This is a genomic window from uncultured Salinicola sp. (assembly GCF_937921195.1).
GTDB lineage: Bacteria > Pseudomonadota > Gammaproteobacteria > Pseudomonadales > Halomonadaceae > Salinicola.
Genome location: NZ_CALFQK010000022.1, coordinates 1 through 21,001, shown reverse-complemented (window position 1 = coordinate 21,001; position 21,001 = coordinate 1). Strand labels below are relative to the sequence as shown.

The 21,001-nt window shown below is 66.6% G+C and carries 16 protein-coding genes; 7 read left to right on the top strand and 9 right to left on the bottom strand.

Annotated elements, in window-relative coordinates:
• Window positions 1-323: 323 nt before the first annotated feature.
• Entirely contained in the window at window positions 324-1,415 is a 1,092-nt protein-coding gene (locus Q0602_RS01635) for a GTP-binding protein (protein WP_298837917.1), read from the bottom strand.
• A gap of 254 nt (window positions 1,416-1,669) precedes the next feature.
• Here Q0602_RS01635 and Q0602_RS01630 point away from each other — a divergent pair, with 254 nt between their 5' ends.
• Window positions 1,670-2,854 (top strand): S-(hydroxymethyl)glutathione dehydrogenase/class III alcohol dehydrogenase, encoded by a 1,185-nt coding sequence (locus tag Q0602_RS01630; RefSeq protein WP_298837914.1) that lies wholly within the window; start codon window positions 1,670-1,672, stop codon window positions 2,852-2,854.
• A gap of 46 nt (window positions 2,855-2,900) precedes the next feature.
• Here Q0602_RS01630 and putP read toward each other — a convergent pair whose 3' ends face one another.
• The 3 genes from putP to Q0602_RS01615 all read right to left on the bottom strand — a co-directional run bounded on the left by putP (window position 2,901) and on the right by Q0602_RS01615 (window position 5,949).
• The gene (putP, locus tag Q0602_RS01625; protein ID WP_298837912.1) at window positions 2,901-4,412 is read right to left on the bottom strand and encodes a sodium/proline symporter PutP; all 1,512 of its coding nucleotides are present in this window, start codon (window positions 4,410-4,412) and stop codon (window positions 2,901-2,903) included.
• A gap of 84 nt (window positions 4,413-4,496) precedes the next feature.
• On the bottom strand, window positions 4,497-5,300 hold the full coding sequence (locus Q0602_RS01620; protein ID WP_298837909.1) for a pyrroline-5-carboxylate reductase dimerization domain-containing protein: 804 nt from the start codon (window positions 5,298-5,300) through the stop codon (window positions 4,497-4,499).
• On the bottom strand, window positions 5,263-5,949 hold the full coding sequence (locus Q0602_RS01615; RefSeq protein ID WP_298837907.1) for a TetR/AcrR family transcriptional regulator: 687 nt from the start codon (window positions 5,947-5,949) through the stop codon (window positions 5,263-5,265). Before Q0602_RS01615 ends, Q0602_RS01620 begins: the two co-directional genes overlap by 38 nt.
• Window positions 5,950-6,094: 145 nt before the next feature.
• Here Q0602_RS01615 and Q0602_RS01610 point away from each other — a divergent pair, with 145 nt between their 5' ends.
• Window positions 6,095-8,137, top strand: coding sequence for an NADH:flavin oxidoreductase (locus Q0602_RS01610; protein ID WP_298837905.1), 2,043 nt, complete (start codon window positions 6,095-6,097; stop codon window positions 8,135-8,137).
• Window positions 8,138-8,251: 114 nt separating this feature from the next.
• Complete coding sequence (locus Q0602_RS01605) at window positions 8,252-9,496, top strand: aromatic ring-hydroxylating dioxygenase subunit alpha (RefSeq protein ID WP_298837902.1); 1,245 nt, start codon at window positions 8,252-8,254, stop codon at window positions 9,494-9,496.
• An 81-nt stretch (window positions 9,497-9,577) separates the two neighbouring features.
• Here Q0602_RS01605 and Q0602_RS01600 read toward each other — a convergent pair whose 3' ends face one another.
• Genes Q0602_RS01600 through Q0602_RS01590 form a run of 3 tightly spaced genes read right to left on the bottom strand, consistent with a single transcriptional unit; the run spans window position 9,578 to window position 15,548 of the window.
• A complete protein-coding gene (locus Q0602_RS01600; protein ID WP_298837899.1) occupies window positions 9,578-11,092 on the bottom strand; it encodes an MFS transporter in 1,515 nt (504 codons plus the stop codon).
• A 42-nt stretch (window positions 11,093-11,134) separates the two neighbouring features.
• Complete coding sequence (locus Q0602_RS01595; RefSeq protein ID WP_298837894.1) at window positions 11,135-14,254, bottom strand: multidrug efflux RND transporter permease subunit; 3,120 nt, start codon at window positions 14,252-14,254, stop codon at window positions 11,135-11,137.
• 16 nt (window positions 14,255-14,270) lie between these two features.
• Entirely contained in the window at window positions 14,271-15,548 is a 1,278-nt protein-coding gene (locus Q0602_RS01590) for an efflux RND transporter periplasmic adaptor subunit (RefSeq protein WP_298837890.1), read from the bottom strand.
• A gap of 172 nt (window positions 15,549-15,720) precedes the next feature.
• Between Q0602_RS01590 and Q0602_RS01585 the strand changes: the two genes are divergently transcribed.
• Together Q0602_RS01585 and Q0602_RS01580 are read left to right on the top strand one after the other, a co-directional pair.
• Window positions 15,721-16,449 (top strand): response regulator, encoded by a 729-nt coding sequence (locus Q0602_RS01585; protein ID WP_298837887.1) that lies wholly within the window; start codon window positions 15,721-15,723, stop codon window positions 16,447-16,449.
• A complete protein-coding gene (locus Q0602_RS01580; protein ID WP_298837882.1) occupies window positions 16,446-17,519 on the top strand; it encodes an ATP-binding protein in 1,074 nt (357 codons plus the stop codon). The genes Q0602_RS01585 and Q0602_RS01580 overlap by 4 nt, the downstream gene beginning before the upstream one ends.
• A gap of 48 nt (window positions 17,520-17,567) precedes the next feature.
• Here Q0602_RS01580 and Q0602_RS01575 read toward each other — a convergent pair whose 3' ends face one another.
• A complete protein-coding gene (locus tag Q0602_RS01575) occupies window positions 17,568-18,377 on the bottom strand; it encodes a hypothetical protein (protein ID WP_298837878.1) in 810 nt (269 codons plus the stop codon).
• On the bottom strand, window positions 18,374-18,895 hold the full coding sequence (locus tag Q0602_RS01570) for a sigma-70 family RNA polymerase sigma factor (RefSeq protein ID WP_295038781.1): 522 nt from the start codon (window positions 18,893-18,895) through the stop codon (window positions 18,374-18,376). The genes Q0602_RS01575 and Q0602_RS01570 overlap by 4 nt, the downstream gene beginning before the upstream one ends.
• A 200-nt stretch (window positions 18,896-19,095) precedes the next feature.
• Between Q0602_RS01570 and Q0602_RS01565 the strand changes: the two genes are divergently transcribed.
• Together Q0602_RS01565 and Q0602_RS01560 are read left to right on the top strand one after the other, a co-directional pair.
• Window positions 19,096-20,169, top strand: a complete 1,074-nt coding sequence (locus Q0602_RS01565; protein ID WP_298837875.1) for a catalase family peroxidase — start codon at window positions 19,096-19,098, stop codon at window positions 20,167-20,169.
• Complete coding sequence (locus tag Q0602_RS01560) at window positions 20,166-20,714, top strand: cytochrome b (RefSeq protein ID WP_298837872.1); 549 nt, start codon at window positions 20,166-20,168, stop codon at window positions 20,712-20,714. The genes Q0602_RS01565 and Q0602_RS01560 overlap by 4 nt, the downstream gene beginning before the upstream one ends.
• The last annotated feature ends 287 nt before the right edge of the window (window positions 20,715-21,001 follow it).

The window sequence follows — 21,001 nt, the reverse complement described above, 5'->3', positions numbered from 1 at the left end:
GGTAATGAGAGCATGAAGGGAAAAGAAGACCGACTTTGGTCGCAGAAACGCAATCACAGAGCGCTAGCCACTAGACTTACCCAAGATCGAAATAGGAGAAAAACTTGTCTAGTGGCTGAAAAATACGCTTTCTATCAAGAGATTATGGAGGCGGTGGGAGTCGCCTGGCATCCCACGGTAAGCTCGTGTCGGGGGCTGATCTGAATAACCGAATGCGGCCAGGCTGAGACTAATGGTTAACCATTCCTCGGGTATTGGCTGGCGACAGGCGTGAGACGAGAACACCTCCGGCATCGAGACGATATCGATACCGCGAGGCGTCTTTAGCTCACTGCCACCAGTACGCTCTCCAGCGACTCGCGCGGGATATCGCGGGTGATGAACACCAGTCGCGAGCGGCGGTCGGCGTCGGGCCAGGCGTCGAGCTCCAACGGCGGGTGGAAGATGTGCTGTACGCCGTGAATCACGGTGGGGCGCTCGCGCCCGGCGAGGTTGAGGATGCCCTTGATGCGCAGCATGTTCTCGCCCATCAGCGCCGTCATCAGCTCGAGCCAGGCTTCGAGGCGGCCGAGTTCGATCGGGGCTTCCAGGGTGAAGCAGTGGGCGCGAATGCGGTCGTCGTGGCGGTTGGGATCGCGCGTGGGATCGGATGCGTCGCTGCCTGCCGGCGTGAGCAGTGGCCCGGCACCCGCGGGGCCCGTGCTGAAGGCCAGCCCGGCCAGGCTCGGCGGCTGGGCGTAGGCATCGATCCAGCGGGCGAGATCGGGGCGGGTGCCGTCTCCTCCCATCAGCCCCAGCCCGGTCAAGGCGGCGGCTTCGATCTCACCCTGGACGATATGGCGCTGGCCGGCCCCCGGATTGATCTCGCCCAGGCGCCGGGCGAGTGCCGCCAGCGCCTCTAGAGGTACCAGGTCGGCCTTGGTCAGCAGCAGGCGGTCGGCCACGGCGGCCTGCTTGATCGCTTCCGCGTGCTGGTCGAGGGTGGCGCTGCCGTGGACGGCATCGACGGTGGTGACGATGCCATCGAGCCGGTACTGGCCGACCAGCCTGGGCTCGGTCATCAGGGTGTGCAGAATCGGCGCCGGATCGGCCAGACCGGTGGTCTCGATCACCACGCGGTCGAACTGGCGCCGGCCCTCCCGGGCATAGCGCCAGGGCGCATCGCGCAGCGTGCGGGCGAGGTCGCCGCGAATGGTGCAGCACAGGCAGCCGCTCTCCAGCGCCACCACCTCGGTCTCGTCGGTGGCGCTGAACAGGCGGTGATCGAGCCCGATCTCGCCGAACTCGTTGATGATCACCAGGGTGCGGTCCATGTCGGGCTGGCGCACCAGACGATTGAGCAGCGTGGTCTTGCCGCTGCCGAGAAATCCGGTCAGCAGGGTGACGGGGATGGGGGTCGTCGCGGTCTTGGGCATGGCAGGCGGACCAGGGGTCAGGTGAGTGTCGTCGGTGGAAAGCTTTCTGTCGGAAACCGATAGTGCGTTTTAATTGTTATGTTATAACGTACCTTAAATCAGTCGTGTCGGTATCGTCACGAGTGTAGCGTGTCGGCCCGCCGGCGTGACGCCTTCAAGGTCACGACGCAAAGTCTCGACTCAACGTCGCTATTCAAAGTCACGACTCAGGGTCACCGCGACCTTGCCTCACTTTTCCGTTGTCGGAGGTCCTCATGAAAACGCGCGCCGCCATTGCCTGGGAGCCGAATCGCCCGCTGGAGATCGAAGAGATCGACCTCGAGGGGCCGAAGTCGGGCGAGGTGCTGGTTCGAATCGTCACTACCAGCCTCTGCCACACCGATATGTTCACGCTCTCGGGGCGCGATCCCGAAGGGCTATTCCCCTGCGTGCTGGGGCACGAGGGCGTGGGGATTGTCGAGGAGATCGGCAAGGGCGTGACCTCGGTCAAGCCGGGCGATCACATCATCCCGCTCTATACCCCGGAAGATCCCGACTGCCCCTACATCCAGTCCGGCAAGACCAACCTGTGCCAGACGATCCGCAAGACCCAGGGGCAGGGGTTGATGCCGGATGGCACCAGCCGCTTCTCCTACAAGGGCAAGATGCTGCGCCACTACATGGGCACCAGCACCTTCAGCGAGTACACCGTGCTGCCGGAGATCGCGGTGGCCAAGATCAACCCGGAGGCGCCGCTGTCCAAGGCGTGCGTGATGGGCTGCGCGGTGCCCACCGGTATCGGCGCGGTGCGCAACACCGCCAAGGTGCAGCCGGGGGATACCGTCGCCGTGTTCGGCCTCGGCGCGGTGGGCATGGCGGTGATCCAGGGTGCCAAGCTGCAGGGGGCGGGTCGGATCATCGGTATCGACATCAACTCGGCCAAGTTCGCCCTGGCCGAGTCGCTGGGCGCCACCGAGTGCCTCGACCCGAACGAGCACCCCGAGCCGCTGCACGAGGTGGTCATCGACATGACCAACGGCGGCGTCGACTTCTCCTTCGAGTGTGTCGGCAACGTGCGCCTGATGCGCGCGGCGCTGGAGTGCTGCCACAAGGGCTGGGGCGAGAGCATCATCATCGGCGTCGCCGGCGCCGGCGAGGAGATCGCCACGCGGCCGTTCCAGCTGGTCACCGGGCGGGTCTGGCGCGGCAGCGCCTTCGGTGGCGTGCTGGGCCGTTCGGAGCTGCCGGGCATGGTCGACGAGTGGCTCTCGGGGCGCTTCGATGTCGACCCCTACATCACCCACAACATGACGCACGATCGCATCAATACGGCGTTCGACCTGCTCCATCGCGGCGATGCGATCCGCTCGGTGATCCACTACCAGCCGCAGGAGACCATGACCGGGGATCTGCCCGGGGTGACCCTCGGCGACAACAAGAAGACCCCTGAGCCCGCCTGATCGCGATCGTCTTCGCTTAGTCCGAACTCGCAGCGACGCCCGCGCCTCAACGGGCAATGGCCGGCTCGGGTCGGGCCAGCTCCGCCTCCATCGTCTCGAACTGGCGCGCCACGGCGTCGTGGGGGGCCGCCGTGGCCAGCGAGACGACGACGATGGCGATCAGCGAGAACAGGAACCCGGGCAGGATCTCGTAGAGATCGAAGAGGCCGCCGTGGAGCGCCGACCACACGATCACGGTCACCCCACCGACGATGATTCCGGCCAGCGCGCCCCACTGATTCATGCGCTTCCAGTAGAGCGCCAGCAGCAGCGTGGGGCCGAAGCTGGCACCGAATCCGGCCCAGGCGTAGGAGACCAGCCCCAGTACGTTGGAGTCGGGGGCGAGAGCCAGCAGCAGGGCGATGGCGGAAACGCCGAGCACGGCGAGCCGCCCGACCCGCAGCAGTTCGCGCTGCGAGGCATGCTGGCGGAACATCGCCTTGTAGAGATCGTCGGCGATGGTCGAGGAGCAGATCAGCAACTGGGAGTCCGCGGTGGACATCACTGCGGCGAGAATGGCGGTCAGCAGCACGCCGGCGACCACCGGATTGAAGAGGATGTCGACCATGAACATGAAAATACGCTCCTGGTCGTCGAGCCCGGCGGGGAAGAAACCGTGCCCGAGCACGCCGATCGCCAGCGCGCAGACCAGACCGATCCCGGTCCAGCTCACCGAGAGCAGACGGGCCCGGGGGATGTGGCGATGGTCGTCGATGCCGGCGAAACGCGCCAGCGAGTGCGGCTGGCCGAAGTAGCCAAGGCCCCAGGCCAGCGAGCTGGCGACGACGATCCAGCCCAGCGTCTCGCCGCTGGCGGCGTCGGTGAACCAGCGCAACAGCATCGGCGATGCCTCACGCACCGACTCGAGCGAGGCCGTGACGCCACCGAGTTCCATTACCGCCGCCACCGGCACCGCGACCAGCGCCAGCAGCATCATGATGCCCTGCAGCACGTCGGTCCAGGAGACCGCCAGGTAGCCGCCGAAGAAGGTGTAGGAGACGATCGCCAGCAGGCCGACCACCACCGCCAGCTCGTAGTTCATGCCGAACACGGTATTGAGCAGCTTGCCGCCGGCGACGAGCCCGGAGCTGGTGTAGAACAGGTAGAAGACGATGATGAAGATGGAGGCGACCAGACGCAGCCCGCCGGTGTGGCGCTGGAAGCGCTCGGCCAGGAACTCGGGGATGGTCAGGGCATCGTTGGCGACGAAACTGTAGACGCGCAGGCGCTGGGCGACCAGCAGCCAGTTGAGCAGCGAACCCGCGAGCAGCCCGGCGGCGATCCAGAACGCGGAGAGCCCGGACAGGTAGGCTGCACCCGGCATCGCCACCATCAGCCAGCCGGACATCTCCGAGGCGCCGGCCGAGATGGCGGTGGCGAACGGGCCCAGCGAGCGCCCGCCGAGCACATAGTCGGAGAAATCCGAAGAGCGCTTCCAGGCGGCGTAGCCGATGATCAGCATCACCAGAAAGTAGAGCACGAAGGTCGCGACGACGACCGCGTTATCGTTGTTCGTCATGCGGGGAACTCCTGTGTGGAGCGGCTCTTGGCGTCTTTGTTCGACTGTCACCGTCGCCGCTTGGATTATCGTTCTTTCTGTGCACTACCCACTCGAAGGACGGCCCTCGAGCGCGCCGCGATGGGCCGCACCGACACCCTCTTTCACCGCGTCGCGGAAACCGTGGTCGACCATGGACTCCAGTCCTAGCGTGGTGATGCCGCCGTAGGCGAGAAAGCGGTCGACGATCGCGCCGGGGTCGGTATCGGTCTGGCGGATCAGCGCCAGGCTACCCGCCAGACTCTCGACCACGGCACGCCGCGCCAGCGCCTCGGGCAGCCCCTGATCCAGAGCGTGCTCGATCAGGCTGGCCGCCAGCAGGGCGGGAAAGGCGGGGCCGCTGCCGGTGAGTGCGGTCAGGTAGTCGAGCTGGTGCTCGTCGCCGACCTCGTCGACGGGGCCGCAGGCGGCGAGCAGGTCGCCGACCAGACGCCGCTCGTCGGCATTCACCGCCGTGTCGGCTACCCATGGTGTATAGGAGCGGCCGATCTCGGCGGCGGCATTGGGCATGGCGCGAACCAGGCGCGTGGCACCGGTGGCGCGGGCGAGCTCGGCGAGCGACACCTGCGCCATCAGCGAAATCACCAGGTGGGATTCGAGAGAGAGCGTCAGCGTGGCGAACTGCGCTGGGCGCAACGCGAGGACGACGATATCGGCGCGGTCGAGCAACGCCTCGGGGCTCTCGATGCGGACGACATCGGGCCAGTCGGCGTAGCGGTCGCCATGGCGGCTGGAGGTGACCGCCAGCCGATCCGGGGAGAGCAGGCCGCGCGTCAGCAGGGCACGCCCGAACGCGCCGCCCAGCCAGCCGTTACCGCCCAGGATGCCGAGCGTCGGTCGGTGAGCCATCGGCTACCTCCTGTCGTGCGGCGGCGAGTTCCTCGGCGGGAAACCGCGTGCGGTGGCGGGCGGCGAAACGGGCCAGATCGCTCTCGGTGCAGGGCTGGCCGGTGAAGATGCGAACGTACTCGGCGACGCGGCTGATGCGGGTGTCCTTGCTCTCCTGTACGTGCATGGAGATGTAACCGATCTGGAGCAGGTAGACGGTCCTTGCGCGGGTGTCCGCCTCCAGCGCGGGGTAGCCGAAGCGCGAGAACATCGCCTGGATCGCGGCCAGACGCTCGGCATCGGCGCGCTGCACGCGCTCGGCCACCGCCGGATCCTGCAGGCTCCAGCTGCGCACGGCGTATTCGAATTCGGAATCGAACACCGCGGGATCGAACCAGCAGTCGAACACGTTGAGCGTGGCCTCGACGATCGAGGCGGCGTAGCGCTCGCTCTGGTCGATGACGGCCCGGGTGTTCTGGCTCTCCCAGCGCGCCAGCAGCGCCGCCAGGATCTCCTCGCGATCCTTGAACAGCCAGTAGAAGCTGGTGCGCGAGGTGTTCAGCTTCCTGGCCAGCGGTACGATCTTGACCGCGCCGACGCCGGCATTGACGAGCAGCTCGTAGGCCGCATCGATCCAGGCTCTCTGGTTGTTGGCGAGATCGTCTTTCACGTCGGATCCTTGTTAGCGATGGGCAGGACAGCGAGGTTAACAGAGCCCTTAGACCTTTTGTGTACGCCGGTGTCATGCCAATTGACACTGGTGTACAGCGAGCGCTAGCGTGATGTCAACCCCACAACAACAAGGGTGCCCGACCGTGAAGAACGATCCGCTGCTGCAGCCGCTGACGCTCAAGAACCTGACGCTCAAGAACCGCGTCATGCTGACCTCCCACGAGCCCGCCTATCCCGAGGACGGCATGCCCAAGGCGCTCTACCGGGCCTATCACGTCGAGCGCGCCAAGGCCGGCGTGGCGCTGACCATGACCGCCGGCTCCGCGGCGGTATCGCGGGACAGCCCGCCGGTGTTCAACAACATCCTCGCCTACCAGGACGAGGTGGTGCCGTGGATGCGCGAACTGACCGACGCCTGCCACGAGCACGGCACGGCGGTGATGATCCAGTTGACGCATCTGGGCCGGCGCACGCGCTGGGACAAGGGGGACTGGCTGCCGGTGGTATCGGCCTCCAACCGCCGCGAGGCGTCCCATCGCGCCTATCCCAAGAAGGCCGAGATCTGGGATATCGAGCGCCTGATCCGCGACTACGCCGACGCCGCCGAGCGGATGCGCGCCGCGGGGCTCGACGGCCTCGAGATCCAGGCCTACGGCCACCTGATGGATCAGTTCTGGTCGCCGCTGACCAACGAACTCGAGGGTCCCTACGGCGGCAGTCTGGACAATCGTCTGCGCTTCACCTTCGAGGTGCTCGAGGCGATCCGCCGGCGTGTCGGCGAGGATTTCCTGCTCGGCGTGCGTTACACCGGTGACGAGTGCCTGCCCGGCGGTTTCGACGCCCGCGACGGCATGGAGATTTCGAAGCGGCTCAAGCGGAGCGGGCTGGTCGACTTCCTCAACGTAGTCAAGGGGCACATCGATACCGACCCGGGACTCACCGATGTCATCCCCATCCAGGGCATGCCCAGCGCGCCGCATCTCGACTTCGCCGGCGACATCAAGCGCGAGGTGGATTTTCCCACCTTCCACGGCGCCAAGATCCAGGACGTCGCCACCGCGCGCCACGCCATCGCTTCCGGCAAGGTGGACATGATCGGCATGACCCGCGCGCACATGGCCGACCCGCACCTGATGCGCAAGGTGATCGAGGGGCGCGAGGAGGAGATCCGGCCCTGCGTCGGCGCCAACTACTGCCTCGACCGCATCTACCAGGGCGGTGCGGCCTACTGCATCCACAATCCGGCCACCGGCCGCGAGACGACCATGCCGCATACCATCGCGCCGGCCGAGATCAGGCGTAAGGTCGTGGTGGTGGGAACCGGCCCCGGGGGAATGGAAGCGGCCCGGGTCGCCGCCGAGCGCGGCCACGAAGTGGTGGTGTTCGAAGCGGCCGACGCGCCGGGCGGGCAGGTCCGGCTCACCGCCCAGAGCGAGCGCCGGCGCGAGATGATGGGCATCATCGACTGGCGTTACGAGCGCTGCCAGGCGCTGGGCGTCACCTTCCACTTCAACGTCTTCGCCGAGCAGGAGGAAGTGGTGGCGGAGTCGCCGGACGTGGTCATCGTCGCCACCGGCGGCCTGCCCAACGAGGAAGCGCTGGCGCAGGGCAACGAACTGGCGGTGACCGGCTGGGACATCCTCTCGGGGCATGCCACGCCGGGACGCAACGTGCTGGTCTACGACGACGCCGGCGACCATACCGCGCTGCAGGCGGCCGAGGTCATCGCCAGGAGCGGGGCTCGGGTCGAGTACATGACCGCGGATCGCGCGCTGGCGCCCGAGGTGATGGCGATGAACCTGGTGCCCTACATGCGCACGCTGCAGGTGCTCGACACCACCTTCACGCCGACCTTCCGCCTGGTCGCGCTGCGGCGCGAGGGCGACGAGCTGGTGGCGTCGGTGGAGAGCGACTACACCCGCGTCGGCAAGGAGCGCCGCGTCGACCAGGTGGTGGTCAACTTCGGCACCCTGCCCATGGACGATCTCTACGAGTCGCTCAAGCCGCTGTCGAACAACCAGGGCATGGTCGACTACGACAAGCTGATCGTCGGCGATCCGCAACCGATCGTCGCGTCGGACGACACCGGGGCGGGCTTCCAGCTGTTCCGGATCGGCGATGCGATCTCGCACCGCAATACCCACGCCGCGATCTATGACGCCCTGCGTCTGGTCAAGGATCTGTGAGCACCGCCGGCGTCGCCGGCCAGGGTGGCTGCTGCAGTCGCGACTCGAGGTTCAGGGTACCTGCACCATGCCTACGTCAGGGGCTCGACGGAGCCAACACGAGGGTCTTCCACAATGCCAATATCGACTTCCGAACTAGACGACCTGCTGGCTCGCCGCCGCTCCGGCTACTCGCTGGCGCAACCTTTCTATACCGACGAGGATATTTTCCGGATCGATCTGGAGCGCCTATTCCATCGACACTGGCTCTACGCGATCCCAGCCTGCCAGTTGGCCAAACCGGGCAGCTATGTCAGCCAGTGGGTCGGCAACGCCGGTGTGCTGATCGTGCGCGGCCAGGATGGTGCCATCCGTGCGTTCCACAACAGTTGTCGTCATCGCGGCTCGGTGCTCTGCAAGGCGGGCGAGGGCCACGTGGCCAAGCTCGTCTGCCCCTACCACCAGTGGACCTACGAACTCGACGGCAGGCTGCTCTGGGCCCGTGACATGGGGCCCGACTTCGATCCGGCCTCGCATGGTCTCAAGCCTGTCCACTGCCGTGAGCTGTGCGGGCTGATCTATATCTGCCTGGCGGACGAGGCGCCGGACTTCGACGCCTTCGCCTCGCTGGCGGCTCCCTACCTGCAGGTTCACGATCTCGATCAGGCCAAGGTGGCCCACGTCTCGACCATCGTCGAGAAGGCCAATTGGAAGCTGGTGTGGGAGAACAATCGCGAGTGTTATCACTGTGACGGCAACCACCCGTCGCTGTGCCACTCCTTCTCTCCCGATCCCGATATTGCCGGCGTGCGGCCGGACGGCACGATACCCGAGCGGCTCATGGCCCACTTCGAGCGCTGCGAGGCCGCGGGCTCGCCATCGCGGTTTCGCATCGCCGACAGTGGCCAGTATCGGCTGGCGCGGATGCCGCTGCAGGCGGGCGCGGTGAGCTACACCCTCGATGGCAGGCCGGCGGTGGCGTACTCGCTCGGCCGGGTGAGTCCCGCCGACGCGGGTACGCTGATGAAATTCCACTACCCTTCGACGTGGTCGCACTTCCTGCCCGATCAGTCGATGACGTTCCGGATCAACCCGATCAGTGCCACCGAGACCGAAGTCACCACTACCTGGCTGGTTCACAAGGATGCCGTGGAGGGCGTCGATTACGATCTCGACCGGCTGACCGAAGTCTGGATTCACACCAACGACGAGGACCGCGAAGTCGTGGAGAACAACCAGCAGGGCATCCAGTCCCTGGGCTACGAGCCCGGACCCTACTCCATGGCCCAGGAAAGCGGCGTCGCCCAGTTCGTCGACTGGTATTGCGAGACGCTTGAAACTCAGGCACCTCGTCCCCGGTTGAAGGCGGTGGAGACATGACCGGGCCTTCCTTGTCCGCGTCGTCGCCGACGTTGTGGTAGGACCGGGGTCCGCTTGCCGCTATCGACTCCTCCTCGTGAATCAGTACTCCTGAGGCGTTGAATCCTGTCTGAGCAAGTAGATCACCAGAATGGAAAGGGCGGCGAGCAGGGCGGCGGCGGTCATCAACAGGATCGAATGGCTGGACGAGAAGGCAGTTTTGCCTGCCGCGATCAGTGCTTCTGCCTGAGGCTCGGCGAGGTCCCGGGCGACCACATAGCTGTCACCGATGGAGCGCGCCGCGCGCTCGACCTGAGACGACGGGATGTCGGGCACCAGCACGATGGTGCGACTGTACACGCTGGACAGGAACACACCGAACAGCGTGATTCCCAGTCCGCTGCCGAGTTCGTATGCCGTGGCTTCCAACGAACCCGCCGCTCCGCCCTGGCTGGACGCTACCGAGCTCATGATGGCGATGGACGAGGCCGTCAGGCCGATGCTCAGGGCCAGGCCAAGGAGTGCCAACATCAGGGGGACCGTCAGCCCCGGATGCTCGAAGTCGGAACGGGCCAGGCATGCCAGGGCTGCTGCGGCAATCGCCAGTGACAGGCTGGCGACCAGGCGCAGGCCGAACAGGTTGGAAAGGTAGCCGGCGACCGGGCCACCGAGAGCGGCCGCGGCCATGATCGGGATCATGAAGATGCCGGCTTGCAACGGCGTTCTATCCAGGACGTACTGCAGCTCCTGTGCCAGCGTCAGTTCGACGCCGGCCAGTGCGCCACTCGCCACCACGGCCATGATGATGCCGGCCAGGATCGGCGGGCGCGAGAATAGCGACAGGTCGAGCAAGGGCTCCGGTGCGCGCAGCTGCAAGCGTACGAAGACCAGCAGCAGGCCGAGGCCAAGCAGCGCCACTGAGAGTCCCATGTACAGCGGCTGTGACGCGCCGAAAGCCGCCTTGATGCCGTATACCAGCGCGAGCATGCCTGCGATGAGCAATACGGCCTGCCAGGGAGCCCACTGACGCGGTGTCGTTTCTTCTGTCAGTGGCAGCAGGATAAAGACCAGCGGGATGACGGCCAGCATGATCGGTACGTTGATCAGAAAGGCCGAGCCCCACCAGAAATGCTCCAGCAGGGCACCGCCGATCAGTGGCCCCAGCGCCGCGCCGGCTGCGCCCACCGTGCCCCAGAGGCCCAGCGCCATGGCGCGTTCGTTGTGGTCCTCGAAGGTGCGGCGGATGATACCCAGCACGCACGGCATGATCATCGAACCGCCGAGGGCGAGCAGTGCCCGTGTCCCGATCAGCATGGCGGGTGTCGGGGCGAAGGCGGCCAGTAGCGAGGCGAGGCCGAATACCACCAGACCGCCGAGCAGCACGCGGCGGTTGCCGACTCGGTCGGCCAGGGTACCCATCGGCACCAGCAGGCCCGCCATCAGCAGCGGATAGATGTCGATGATCCACAGCACCTCGGTGGCCGAGGCGCCGAGCGCCAGGGTCAGCGAGGGCACGGCGATATGCAGGATGGTCATGTCGATGACCACCGGCAGGAAAGCCAGCATCACCGCCAGCAGGATCAGCCAGCGGCGGGGAATGGTGGGCAACCGTGACATCGCGCTCCTCCATTGTCGGGCGTGAGAGAGTGCCGGGACGTGTCAGGACCCGCGGCGACGCCGTGCGCGCCAGGCGCTGAAGCGTTCCTGGGTGCCGATGACGAAGACGAAGAACGCCGGTACGAAGAACACTGCCAGCAGGGTGCCGCTGAGCATGCCGCCGAACACGCCGGTGCCGATGGCGTGCTGGGTTTCGGCGCTGGCGCCGGAGGCCAGCATCAACGGCACCACGCCGAGGGTGAAGGCCAGCGAGGTCATCAGGATCGGGCGCAGGCGCAAGCGTGCGGCGGTCATGGCGGATTCCACCAGCGGGCGGCCTTCGGCGTGCAGCCGGCGGGCGAACTCGACGATCAGGATGGCGTTCTTCGCCGACAGGCCGATGAGGGTGATGATCCCCACCTTGAAGAACACATCGTTGGGCAGGCCGCGCAGCATCACCGCGGCTACCGCGCCGAGCAGGCCCAGCGGTACCACCAGCATCACCGACAGCGGGATCGACCAGCTCTCGTAGAGCGCCGCCAGCACCAGGAACACCACCAGCGCCGAGAGCGCCATCAGCATTGGCGCCTGCGCCGCCGACTGGCGCTCCTGCAGCGACTGCCCGGTCCAGGCCACGGCGTAGCCCGGTGGCAACTGCGCCACCAGGCGCTCCATCTCGGCCATCGCCGCACCGCTGGAAACACCCGGCGCGGCGCCCCCGGCGATGCGCACGGCGGGAAAGCCCTGGAAGCGCAGCATCTGCTGCGGCATCTCACCCCATACCGGCGTCACCACCTCGCGCAGCGCCACCATGCCGCCGCTGGCGTTACGCACGCGCAGGCCGAGCACGTCGTCGAGCTGCATGCGCGCCGGGGCGTCGGCCTGCACGATCACCTGCTGCATGCGCCCGGCATTGGGGAAGTCGTTGACGTAGAGCGAGCCCATGGCCGCCGACAGCGTGTTGCTCACGGCGGCGAAGGACAGCCCCATGGCTTCGGCCTTCTGGCGGTCGATCTCCAGACGGATGCTCTCGCCGGGGGGCAGGCCATCGGGGTAGACATCGCTGACGAGCTTGCTCTGTGCGGCCAGTGCCGTCAGCTGCGCCTGGGCGTCCATCAGCGCGGCCTCGCCCCGGTTGGCGCGATCCTGCAGGAACAGGCTGAAACCGGATGACGTACCCAGCTCGTCGATCGCCGGCGGCATCAGGCTCATCACCGTACCCTCGACGTTGTCCGCCATGGCCTGCTGCGCCAGCTCGGCTTCCTCGGCGGCGGTGGCGCCGTCGCGCTGATCCCACTCCTTGAGCATGGTGAAGGCGATGGCCGCGTTGGGGCCGGAGCCGGAGAAACTGAAGCCCAGCACTACCAGATTGGCATCCAGCGCCGGGCGCGTGGCCACGTGCGCCTCGTAGGCCTTGACCACTTCCAGCGTGCGTTCGCTGGTGGCGCCGGTGGGCAACTGGATGGAGGTCATGAAGTAGCCCTGGTCCTCGTCGGGCAGGAAGGACGACGGCAGCCTCGTGGCCGCGAAGGCCAGCACCGCGCAGAGCACGGCGAAGAGCGCCATCATCCGCCCGCTGCGCCCGAGCAGGCGCGTCACCCGCGTACTGTAGTTCGCCGTGAGGCGCTCGAAGCCGCGGTTGAAGGCGCCGAAGAAGCCGCGCTTGGCATGATGATCCGCGCTTACCGGGCGCAGCAGCGTGGCACACAGCGCCGGAGTCAGGCTCAGGGCGAGGAAGGCCGAGAACAGGATCGATACCGCCATCGACAGGGTGAACTGCTGGTAGATCACCCCCACCGAGCCGCTGCCGAAGGCCATGGGGATGAATACGGCGGTGAGCACCAGGGTGATACCGATGATCGCCCCGGTGATCTCCCGCATCGCCCGCATGGTCGCTTCTTTTGGCGACAGGCCCTGGGTGGCCATCAGCCGCTCGACGTTCTCCACCACCACGATGGCGTCGTCGACGATGATGCCGATGGCCAGCACCATGCCGAACATGGTTAGCGAGTTGATCGAGAAGCCGGCCAGCAGCATCACCGCGAAGGTGCCGAGCAGCGCGATGGGGGCGACGATGGCCGGGATCAGCGTATAGCGCAGGTTCTGCAGGAACAGCAGCATCACCAGGAACACCAGCGCCATGGCCTCGAACAGGGTGTGGACCACCTTCTCGATGGAGACCTTGACGAAGGGCGCGGTGTCGAACGGCACCGAGTAGGCCATGCCCGCCGGCAGGCTCGGCGCCAGCTCGGCCAGGCGCTCACGCACCGCCGATGCGGTGCGCACGGCATTGGCGCCGGGCGAGAGCTGAATGGCGGCACTGGTCGCCGCCACCCCGTTCTCGCGGTTGGAAAAGCCATAGGACTGCGCGCCCAGCTCGACCCGGGCCACGTCGCCGAGCACCACCTTGGCGCCATCGGCGCTCGCGCGCAGCACGATGGCGGCGAACTGTTCCGGGGTGGAGAGTTGCCCTTGTACGGTCAGCGGCACGGTCACGCGCTGGCCCTGCACGGTTGGCTCGTCACCGATCCGGCCGGGAGCGATCGGGGTATTCTGCTGTTCGATCGCCTGGGCCAGGTCGTTCATGGTCAGCCCGTAAGCGGTGAGCTTGTGCGGGTCGACCCAGACGCGCATCGCCTGCTCGGCGCCGAACAGCTGCACGCGCCCCACGCCGTCGATACGACGCAGCTCCTGGACGATATTGCGCGCCAGGTAGTCGTTCAGCGCGATCTCATCAAACTGGCCGTTGGGCGAGGTCATGCCGACCATCATCAGAAAGTTGGAGGCGGCCGACTCCACCTCCAGGCCGTTCTGGCGCACGGCCTGGGGCAGGCGTGACTCGACCGCCCTGATGCGGTTCTGCACGTCCACCTGGGCCAGCTCGGGATTGGTGCCCGGCTTGAAGGTGGCGGTGATCTGCGCACTGCCCGAGGCATCCACCGAGGACTCGAAGTAGAGCAGGTTCTTGACCCCCGAGAGTTCGCGCTCGATCAGGCCCACCACCGAGTCGTTGAGGGTCTGCGGCGTGGCCCCCGGGTAGGTGGCGGTGAGACTGACCGAGGGCGGCGCCACCGAGGGGTAGCGGGCGATGGGCAATTGCGGGATGGCGATGACCCCGACCAGCACGATGAACAGGGCGATGACCCAGGCGAATACCGGGCGGTTGATGAAGAGCTGCGGCATGACGATCTCTCCGAACTCAGCGCGCGGCGGCGCTAAGGGGTTCGCCGCTGGCAGCGGGCTGCCAGGGGCGCGTGGCGACCTGAGTCTCGGGTCTCAGGCGCTCGATGCCCTCGATGACCACCTGCTGCCCGGCGCTGAGCCCGGACACCACGCGGTAGCGGCCCGCGACCAGCTCGCCGAGTTCGACGGGTACCTGGCGTACCTGGTCCTGGCCATCGACCACCCACACGCTGGCCTGGCCCGCCGTGCGGGTCACCGCCTGCTGCGGCACGCTCAGCGCGGCGGGGTAATGCGCGCGGGGAATCCGCGCCTGCACGTAGAGACCGGGCAGCAGGCGGTGCTGCGGGTTGTCCACCCGCACGCGCAGCAGCACGTCGCCGGTGCCGGCATCCACCTGGATGCCGGAGAACAGGATGCGCCCGCGCAGGCCCAGGGGCTTGCCGTCGCTGCCGAGGATCTCCACGTTCGGTTCCGGCGTCGCCGAGCCGGCCTGCTGGCGCAACGTCTCCAGGCGCGAGGCGGGCTGGCGCACGTCGACGTAGACCTGATCGATCTGCTGGATGCGCGCCATGGGCGTGGTATCGGCGGATGAGACCAGCGCGCCTTCGCTGACCATTGCCTGGTCGATGCGCCCGGCGATCGGTGCCTCGACGCTGGCGAAGCGCAGGTCCAGCTGGCGCCTTGCCAGCGTCGCTCTGGCCTGGGTCACATCCGCGGCGGCCTGATCGCGCAGCGCGATGGCGTCGTCGTAGGCCTGGCGGCTGATCGCCTCACTGCGTCTCAGCGTGGTCAGACGCTCAGCCTTGGTGCGGGCCTGGGTCAGCGTCGCCTGGGCCCGTTGCAGCGCCGCCGCGGCGACGTCGACCTCGGCCTCGAAGGTTGCCGGATCGATCTGGAAGAGCGTCGTGCTGGCTTCGACCTGGCTGCCCTCCTCGAACAGCCGTCGCTTGACGATGCCGGAGACCTGGGCGCGCACCTCGGCGCTGCGCACGGCGGCCACGCGCCCGGGCAGCGCTTCATGCACCCACAGCTCGTGAGCTTCCAGCGTCATCACCGAAACCGGGATCGGCGCGGCTGAGGGCGCGGAGGTGTCGGCGTGGGGGTTGCAGCCGGCCAGCCCGGCCATGGCCATGCCAGCCAGCGCCAGCCGTCCGACGCTGACCAGCCTCAGCGCGCGCGACCCCAGCTCCCGCGACAGCCGCAGCCAGAGGCTCGGCCCCCACCGGTGACGCCGGCAAGGCGTGGCATACGCTGCTGGTTTTCCGGTGCGCTGCTGTCGATCTCTTCGGTTCATTCCCCGCCTCGCCATATCCCACCTCAGTGAACACGCTCTTCGATCCGTCCGCCGCGGCGGGCGAGGAGCGTGGCGGCAGTCTGACGTAGCGCTATCGAGAGGGTGTCGAGGGGCGATGGAGAAAGCATGGAGGGCGCGCTAACATTGAGCGCCGCCGTCATCGAGCCCGACCATGTCTGACGCCCAAGCGCGACCCGGTGCACCCGCCCAGGGGCTGGTGCTGATCGCCGAAGACGAAGCCGAGATCGCCGAGATTCTCGCCGCCTATCTGCAGCGCAGCGGCCTGCGTACCCGCCACGCCGCCGACGGCCAGGCCGCTCTCTCCCTGCACCAGACCCTCAAGCCGGATCTGATCCTGCTCGACGTACAGATGCCACTCATCGATGGCTGGAAGGTGCTCAGCGAAATCCGCTCGCGGGGCGACACCCCGGTGATCATGCTCACCGCGCTCGATCAGGACATCGACAAGCTGATGGGGCTGCGCCTGGGCGCAGACGACTATGTGGTCAAGCCCTTCAACCCGGCCGAGGTGGCGGCGCGGGTGGAGGCGGTGCTGCGACGCACCCGGGCGAGCGCGCCCGCCGCCGCGCAGGTGCTGCGCGTCGGTGCCTTCGAGATCGATCTGGAGAGCCACCACGCCAGCGTCAGCCAGGGCGGGCAGACGCACCCGCTGGCGCTGACCCTGACCGAGTTCAAGCTGCTGGCCTGCCTGATGCGCGCGCCCAAGCGGGCGTTCAGCCGCACTGAGCTGCTGGAGAGCTGCCTGCCCGAAGGCGATACCCTGGAGCGCACCGTGGACAGCCACGTTAGCAAGTTGCGCAAGAAGCTCGAAGCCCTCGGCATTCAGGGCGTGCCAACCAGTGTCTGGGGCGTGGGTTATCGCTTCGGTGTCGAGCCATGAAGCGTGCCCCGGGCCTGCGCCGGCAGATCATCCAGTCCCTGGCGGTGATGGCGCTGGGCATCATCCTGATGTCCGTATGCGGCTCCTATGTCTTCTACGCCATTGCCATCGCCTATCTGCCGGAAAGCATATCCGACACCTGGATACCCTCGCGGGTGGAGATGATCTGGATCGGCTGTACCATCGTTGCCGCGCTCGGCATGGCAGTGTTCTTCGCCATTCGCCTGTCGCGGCGCCTGCTCACGCCATTGAATTCGGTGGCGTACAGCCTGCGCGAAGTGGCCCAGGGCAGGCTGACCGCGCGTGCGCGGATGGACGAACGGGCCATGGGCGAGACGGCACAGCTGGTGCGCGACTTCAACGCCATGGCCGAGCGCCTGCAGAGCATGACCCGCGAGCGCGAGTTCTGGAACGCCGCCATTGCCCATGAGCTCCGCACGCCGGTGACCATTTTGCGCGGCCGCTTGCAGGGCCTTTCGGAAGGCGTGTTCACGCCCAGCAGCGAGCTGTTCGAGGGCCTGCTGGGCCAAGTGGAAGGGCTGAACCGGCTGATCGAGGATCTGCGGGTATTGAGCCTCAACGACAGTGGCCATCTGGAGCTGCAACGGGCCGAGGTGGATCTAGCTCAGGAACTCGGCAGCGTTCTGCAGGCCTTCGCCGCGCCACTGGCGGAAAAGGGTTTCCACCTGCGTAGTGAATTCGAGGCGAACCTGAGGGTGAAGTGCGACCCGGTGCGTCTGCGCCAGGCGCTGATGGCGCTGCTGGAAAACGCCCTGCGCCATGCCGATCCAGGCACCCTGCAAGTGCGCCTTGAGCAGGCCGACGGCGACTGCCGGCTGATCGTGGAGGACGACGGCCCCGGCATCGACAGCGCCCTGGCCGCCGACATCTTCGAGGCCTTTCGCCGTGGCGACCCCTCACGCTCGCGCAAGAGCGGCGGCAGTGGCCTGGGGTTGGCCGTGGTCAGGGCCATCGCCGAGGCACACGGCGGCCAGGCGATTTGCCGGCCCACGGGGCGAGGGGGCAGTGCATTCGTCATCGCCTGGCCGCTTGGAGCGGCCGTGACTTAGTCATGCTCGCCGAGAAAAACGATGCCGAGATGAGCCGTGCCTCACGACTCAACTCTCCCGCAGCATCTGCTCCAGCATGGCGGCGTTGGGGTCGTCCGGCCGGCTGACGACGGCATAGTTGTAGTTGCCCTTCGACCAGTACTGCGCCATGAGCTGACCGTCGACCCGCTTGCCCGGTTCCAGCATGTGATGGCCCGCCCCCGGCGGGCGGATATACATCATCATCTGGCGCCCGGTCCGATCGCGATAGACCACCATGGCGGCAGGCCCTTGATCGGTGGCCAGCAGCCGGGCGTCGGTCATCTCCAGGCCGGCGGCGCTGAGATCCGGGGGCATGATCCCGTCACTGAAATGGGCCTGAAACAGCTTGACGATCTTCTCGCGACTATTGGCGCCTGGTTCGGGGACGGCGGTATCGCTGACGCCGACAACGCTGTTCCCGTCGATGGCCGTGTTCCCGTCGAACGAGACGCTGTCGGTGAACAGGCGGTAGGCCTGAACGGCATCCGCCATCGGCGGTGGCGAGGCCGGAGTCGTCATGTCGCGCATCGTCCAGCCGCCGCTCAGGCCGATGCCCAGGGTCATCACCAGCATGGCGGCCGTGGCCAGCCAGCGCCGTTGCCCGGCCCGCTGGCGACGCCGGATCGCGGCCGGATCGAGCGAGGCATTGGCCGGCCACTGTTCGGGATTGGCGTACCGCGCGCGCAAGTGTTGGCTGTTCCTGCGCCACGCCTCGAGTTCCGCCGCCCGTTCCGGGTTGGCCTGGAGCCAGGTTGCCACCCACTGCCGACGCTCGGCGTCCAGCTGATCGTCGAGATAGGCGTGCAGGTGCTGTTCGGTAGGTCGATTCGGATTCATTTGAGCCTCCTGAGTGACGGTGCCGGACGCTTCTCGCGCGGTTCTCCTTCATCCAGCTCGCGCAGGGAACGACGCGCTCTGGAGAGTCGCGACATCACCGTACCCATCGGAATGTCCAGGGTTTCGCTCACCTCGCGGTAGCTCAGCCCCTCCACCGAGACGAGCATGAGCAGGGCGCGATGCTCGGGAGGCAGTCGATCGAACGCCTCCCAGGTGGCATTGGCCACGACGATATCTTCCGCCGAGGCGCTGGTCTGGGGCTCGCCGGTGAACAGCTGCATGAGCCGCGCGTAGCGACCGGCGCGACGGCGACCGTCGATGAACTGACGGTACAGGATCGAGAACAGCCAGGCGCGCAGGTCGCCATCGGCGCGGCGGCGCTGCCAGTGGCTGATGGCCTTTTCCAGCGTCGACTGCACCAGGTCATCGGCATCGCTGGGATTCTGGGTCAGCGACACGGCAAAGCGCCGCAAACGGGGCAGTAGTTCACGCAGTTGATCGTCATCGGGTGGATTCATGGAGGTTCCAGCGTATCGAAGGAAGTCGCTGTAGGACGAACCGACGGCAATTCTATTCCCTTTCATCGTCAAGGGAATCGCCAATCTCCCGGCGCCGGGATTCAGGCACGCATGAAGACCGGGAAAAACGAGGACCGGGAATAAAGCGTCGGCAGCGGCGTCCTACTCGCTCCACTCAGGCAACGTTGCCCGGAGCAGACATGACCCAGAACGCCTCACCGCCGCCGAAACTGATATTGAGGTTCACGATCATCGGCCTCGTCATCGCCATTCTGGCGACGGCCTTCGCCTACGTGGGCGGTTGGCTGGACCCCGGCCGGCTGACCCCGGATCGGATGATCAATACGCTGGAGGACAACGCCGGCGTTCACGAAGGCTACCGCCGCAATCACGCCAAGGGGTACTGCGTGGTGGGCAGCTTCGAGAGCAATGGCAACGCGGAGAGCCTGTCCCGCGCCACGGTTTTCGAAACGGGACGCGTCAGCCCGCTCATCGGCCGCCTAGCGATCCCCGGGGGAGACCCGCACGCCAATGATGGCATGCCGCCGATACGCAGTTTCGCGCTGCAGTTCCAACTGCCGAACGACGAGCAGTGGCGAACCGCGATGAACGCGATGCCGGTATTCCCGGTATCGACGCCACAGGCGTTCTGGGAACTGTTGCAAGCCTCACAGCCGGATCCGCAAACCGGCAAGCCGGACCCCGCGAAAATGGCGGCCTTCTTTGCCGACCATCCGGAAACCAAGCCATTCCTGGCATGGGTGAAAACCGCCCGGCGCTCCTCGAGCTTCGTCAACGTCGAGTACAACAGCCTCGATGCCTTCCGCTTCATCGATGCCGGCGGGACGACCCACTTCGTACGCTGGGGGCTGATGCCGGAAGCGCCCTTCACGCCGATGACCGAGGCCCAGAAGCAGGATCCCGATTTTCTGTCCCGGGACTTGCGGGAACGCCTGGATAAGGGGCCCCAGCGCTGGCACCTGATCGTCACCGTGGCCAATCCCGGTGACCCCACCGACGATGCCACCCTGGCCTGGCCGGCGGATCGCCGCCAGATCGATGCCGGCATCGTCACCATCGACCGTGCCCAGGACCAGGCCGACGGCCCCTGTCGTGACATCAACTACGACCCGCTGGTGCTGCCCGACGGTATCGCTGGCTCCGATGATCCGTTGCTGAGCGCGCGTTCAGCCGCCTATTCGGAGTCCTACAATCGACGCACTCGCGAGGAGGCCGAATCGGCGACATCCTCGACCCAGGAGCCACGATCATGAATCCACGGACTGCCGCTACCTTTTCCCTTCCCGCCCGTCTGCTGCACTGGCTGATGGCGCTCATGATCCTGACGATGCTGTTTGTCGGCGTCGGCATGGTGGCCACGGTTTCCGAGCGCCACGTATGGCTCGTTCAGCTGCATAAACCGCTGGGAATCGCGATTCTCGCGCTGGTCATCGTGCGGCTGCTGGTGCGCTGGCGATATGGCACCCCGGCGCTGCCCGCGGACCTGCCGCCCTGGCAGCGCGCCGCTGCCCATCTCTCTCACTGGGCGCTGTATGCATTGATGTTGGCGATGCCGCTGATCGGCTGGACCATGCTCTCGGCCGGCGGTTATCCGGTCACCCTCTTCACCGGCGTCACGTTGCCGGATCTGGTGTCGCCATCTCCCACGCTCTACAGTGCGTTGCGCTTCGCCCATACCTGGCTGGCGCTGAGCCTGTTCGCGCTCATCCTCCTGCACCTGGCGGCGGCGCTTTATCATGCCCTGATTCGTCGGGATGGCGTATTGGCCAGCATGACCAGAAGCCGCAAACAGCCCTGAATCACGGTTCGACTTTTCATGGAAAAGGCGATGGTATTGGACCTGAAGAAAGCGATCGAGAATGCACCATGTCGTGCCCGATCGCTTTCAACGTTTCCGCTCCGAAACCAGGCGATAGACGTCAAAAAGCCGAGGTGATTGGCCTCGGCTTGGGCGTTATTGATCGCGAGTTATCGGTCGCTTTCGATGCGTCGATGTTCAGGCGGGATTGGTACTGTAGAGCCGTTTGATGACGGCCATTTGCGCAGCACTCTGCCCCTCCGCTATCAAGCTCTGCTGCGCCCTGC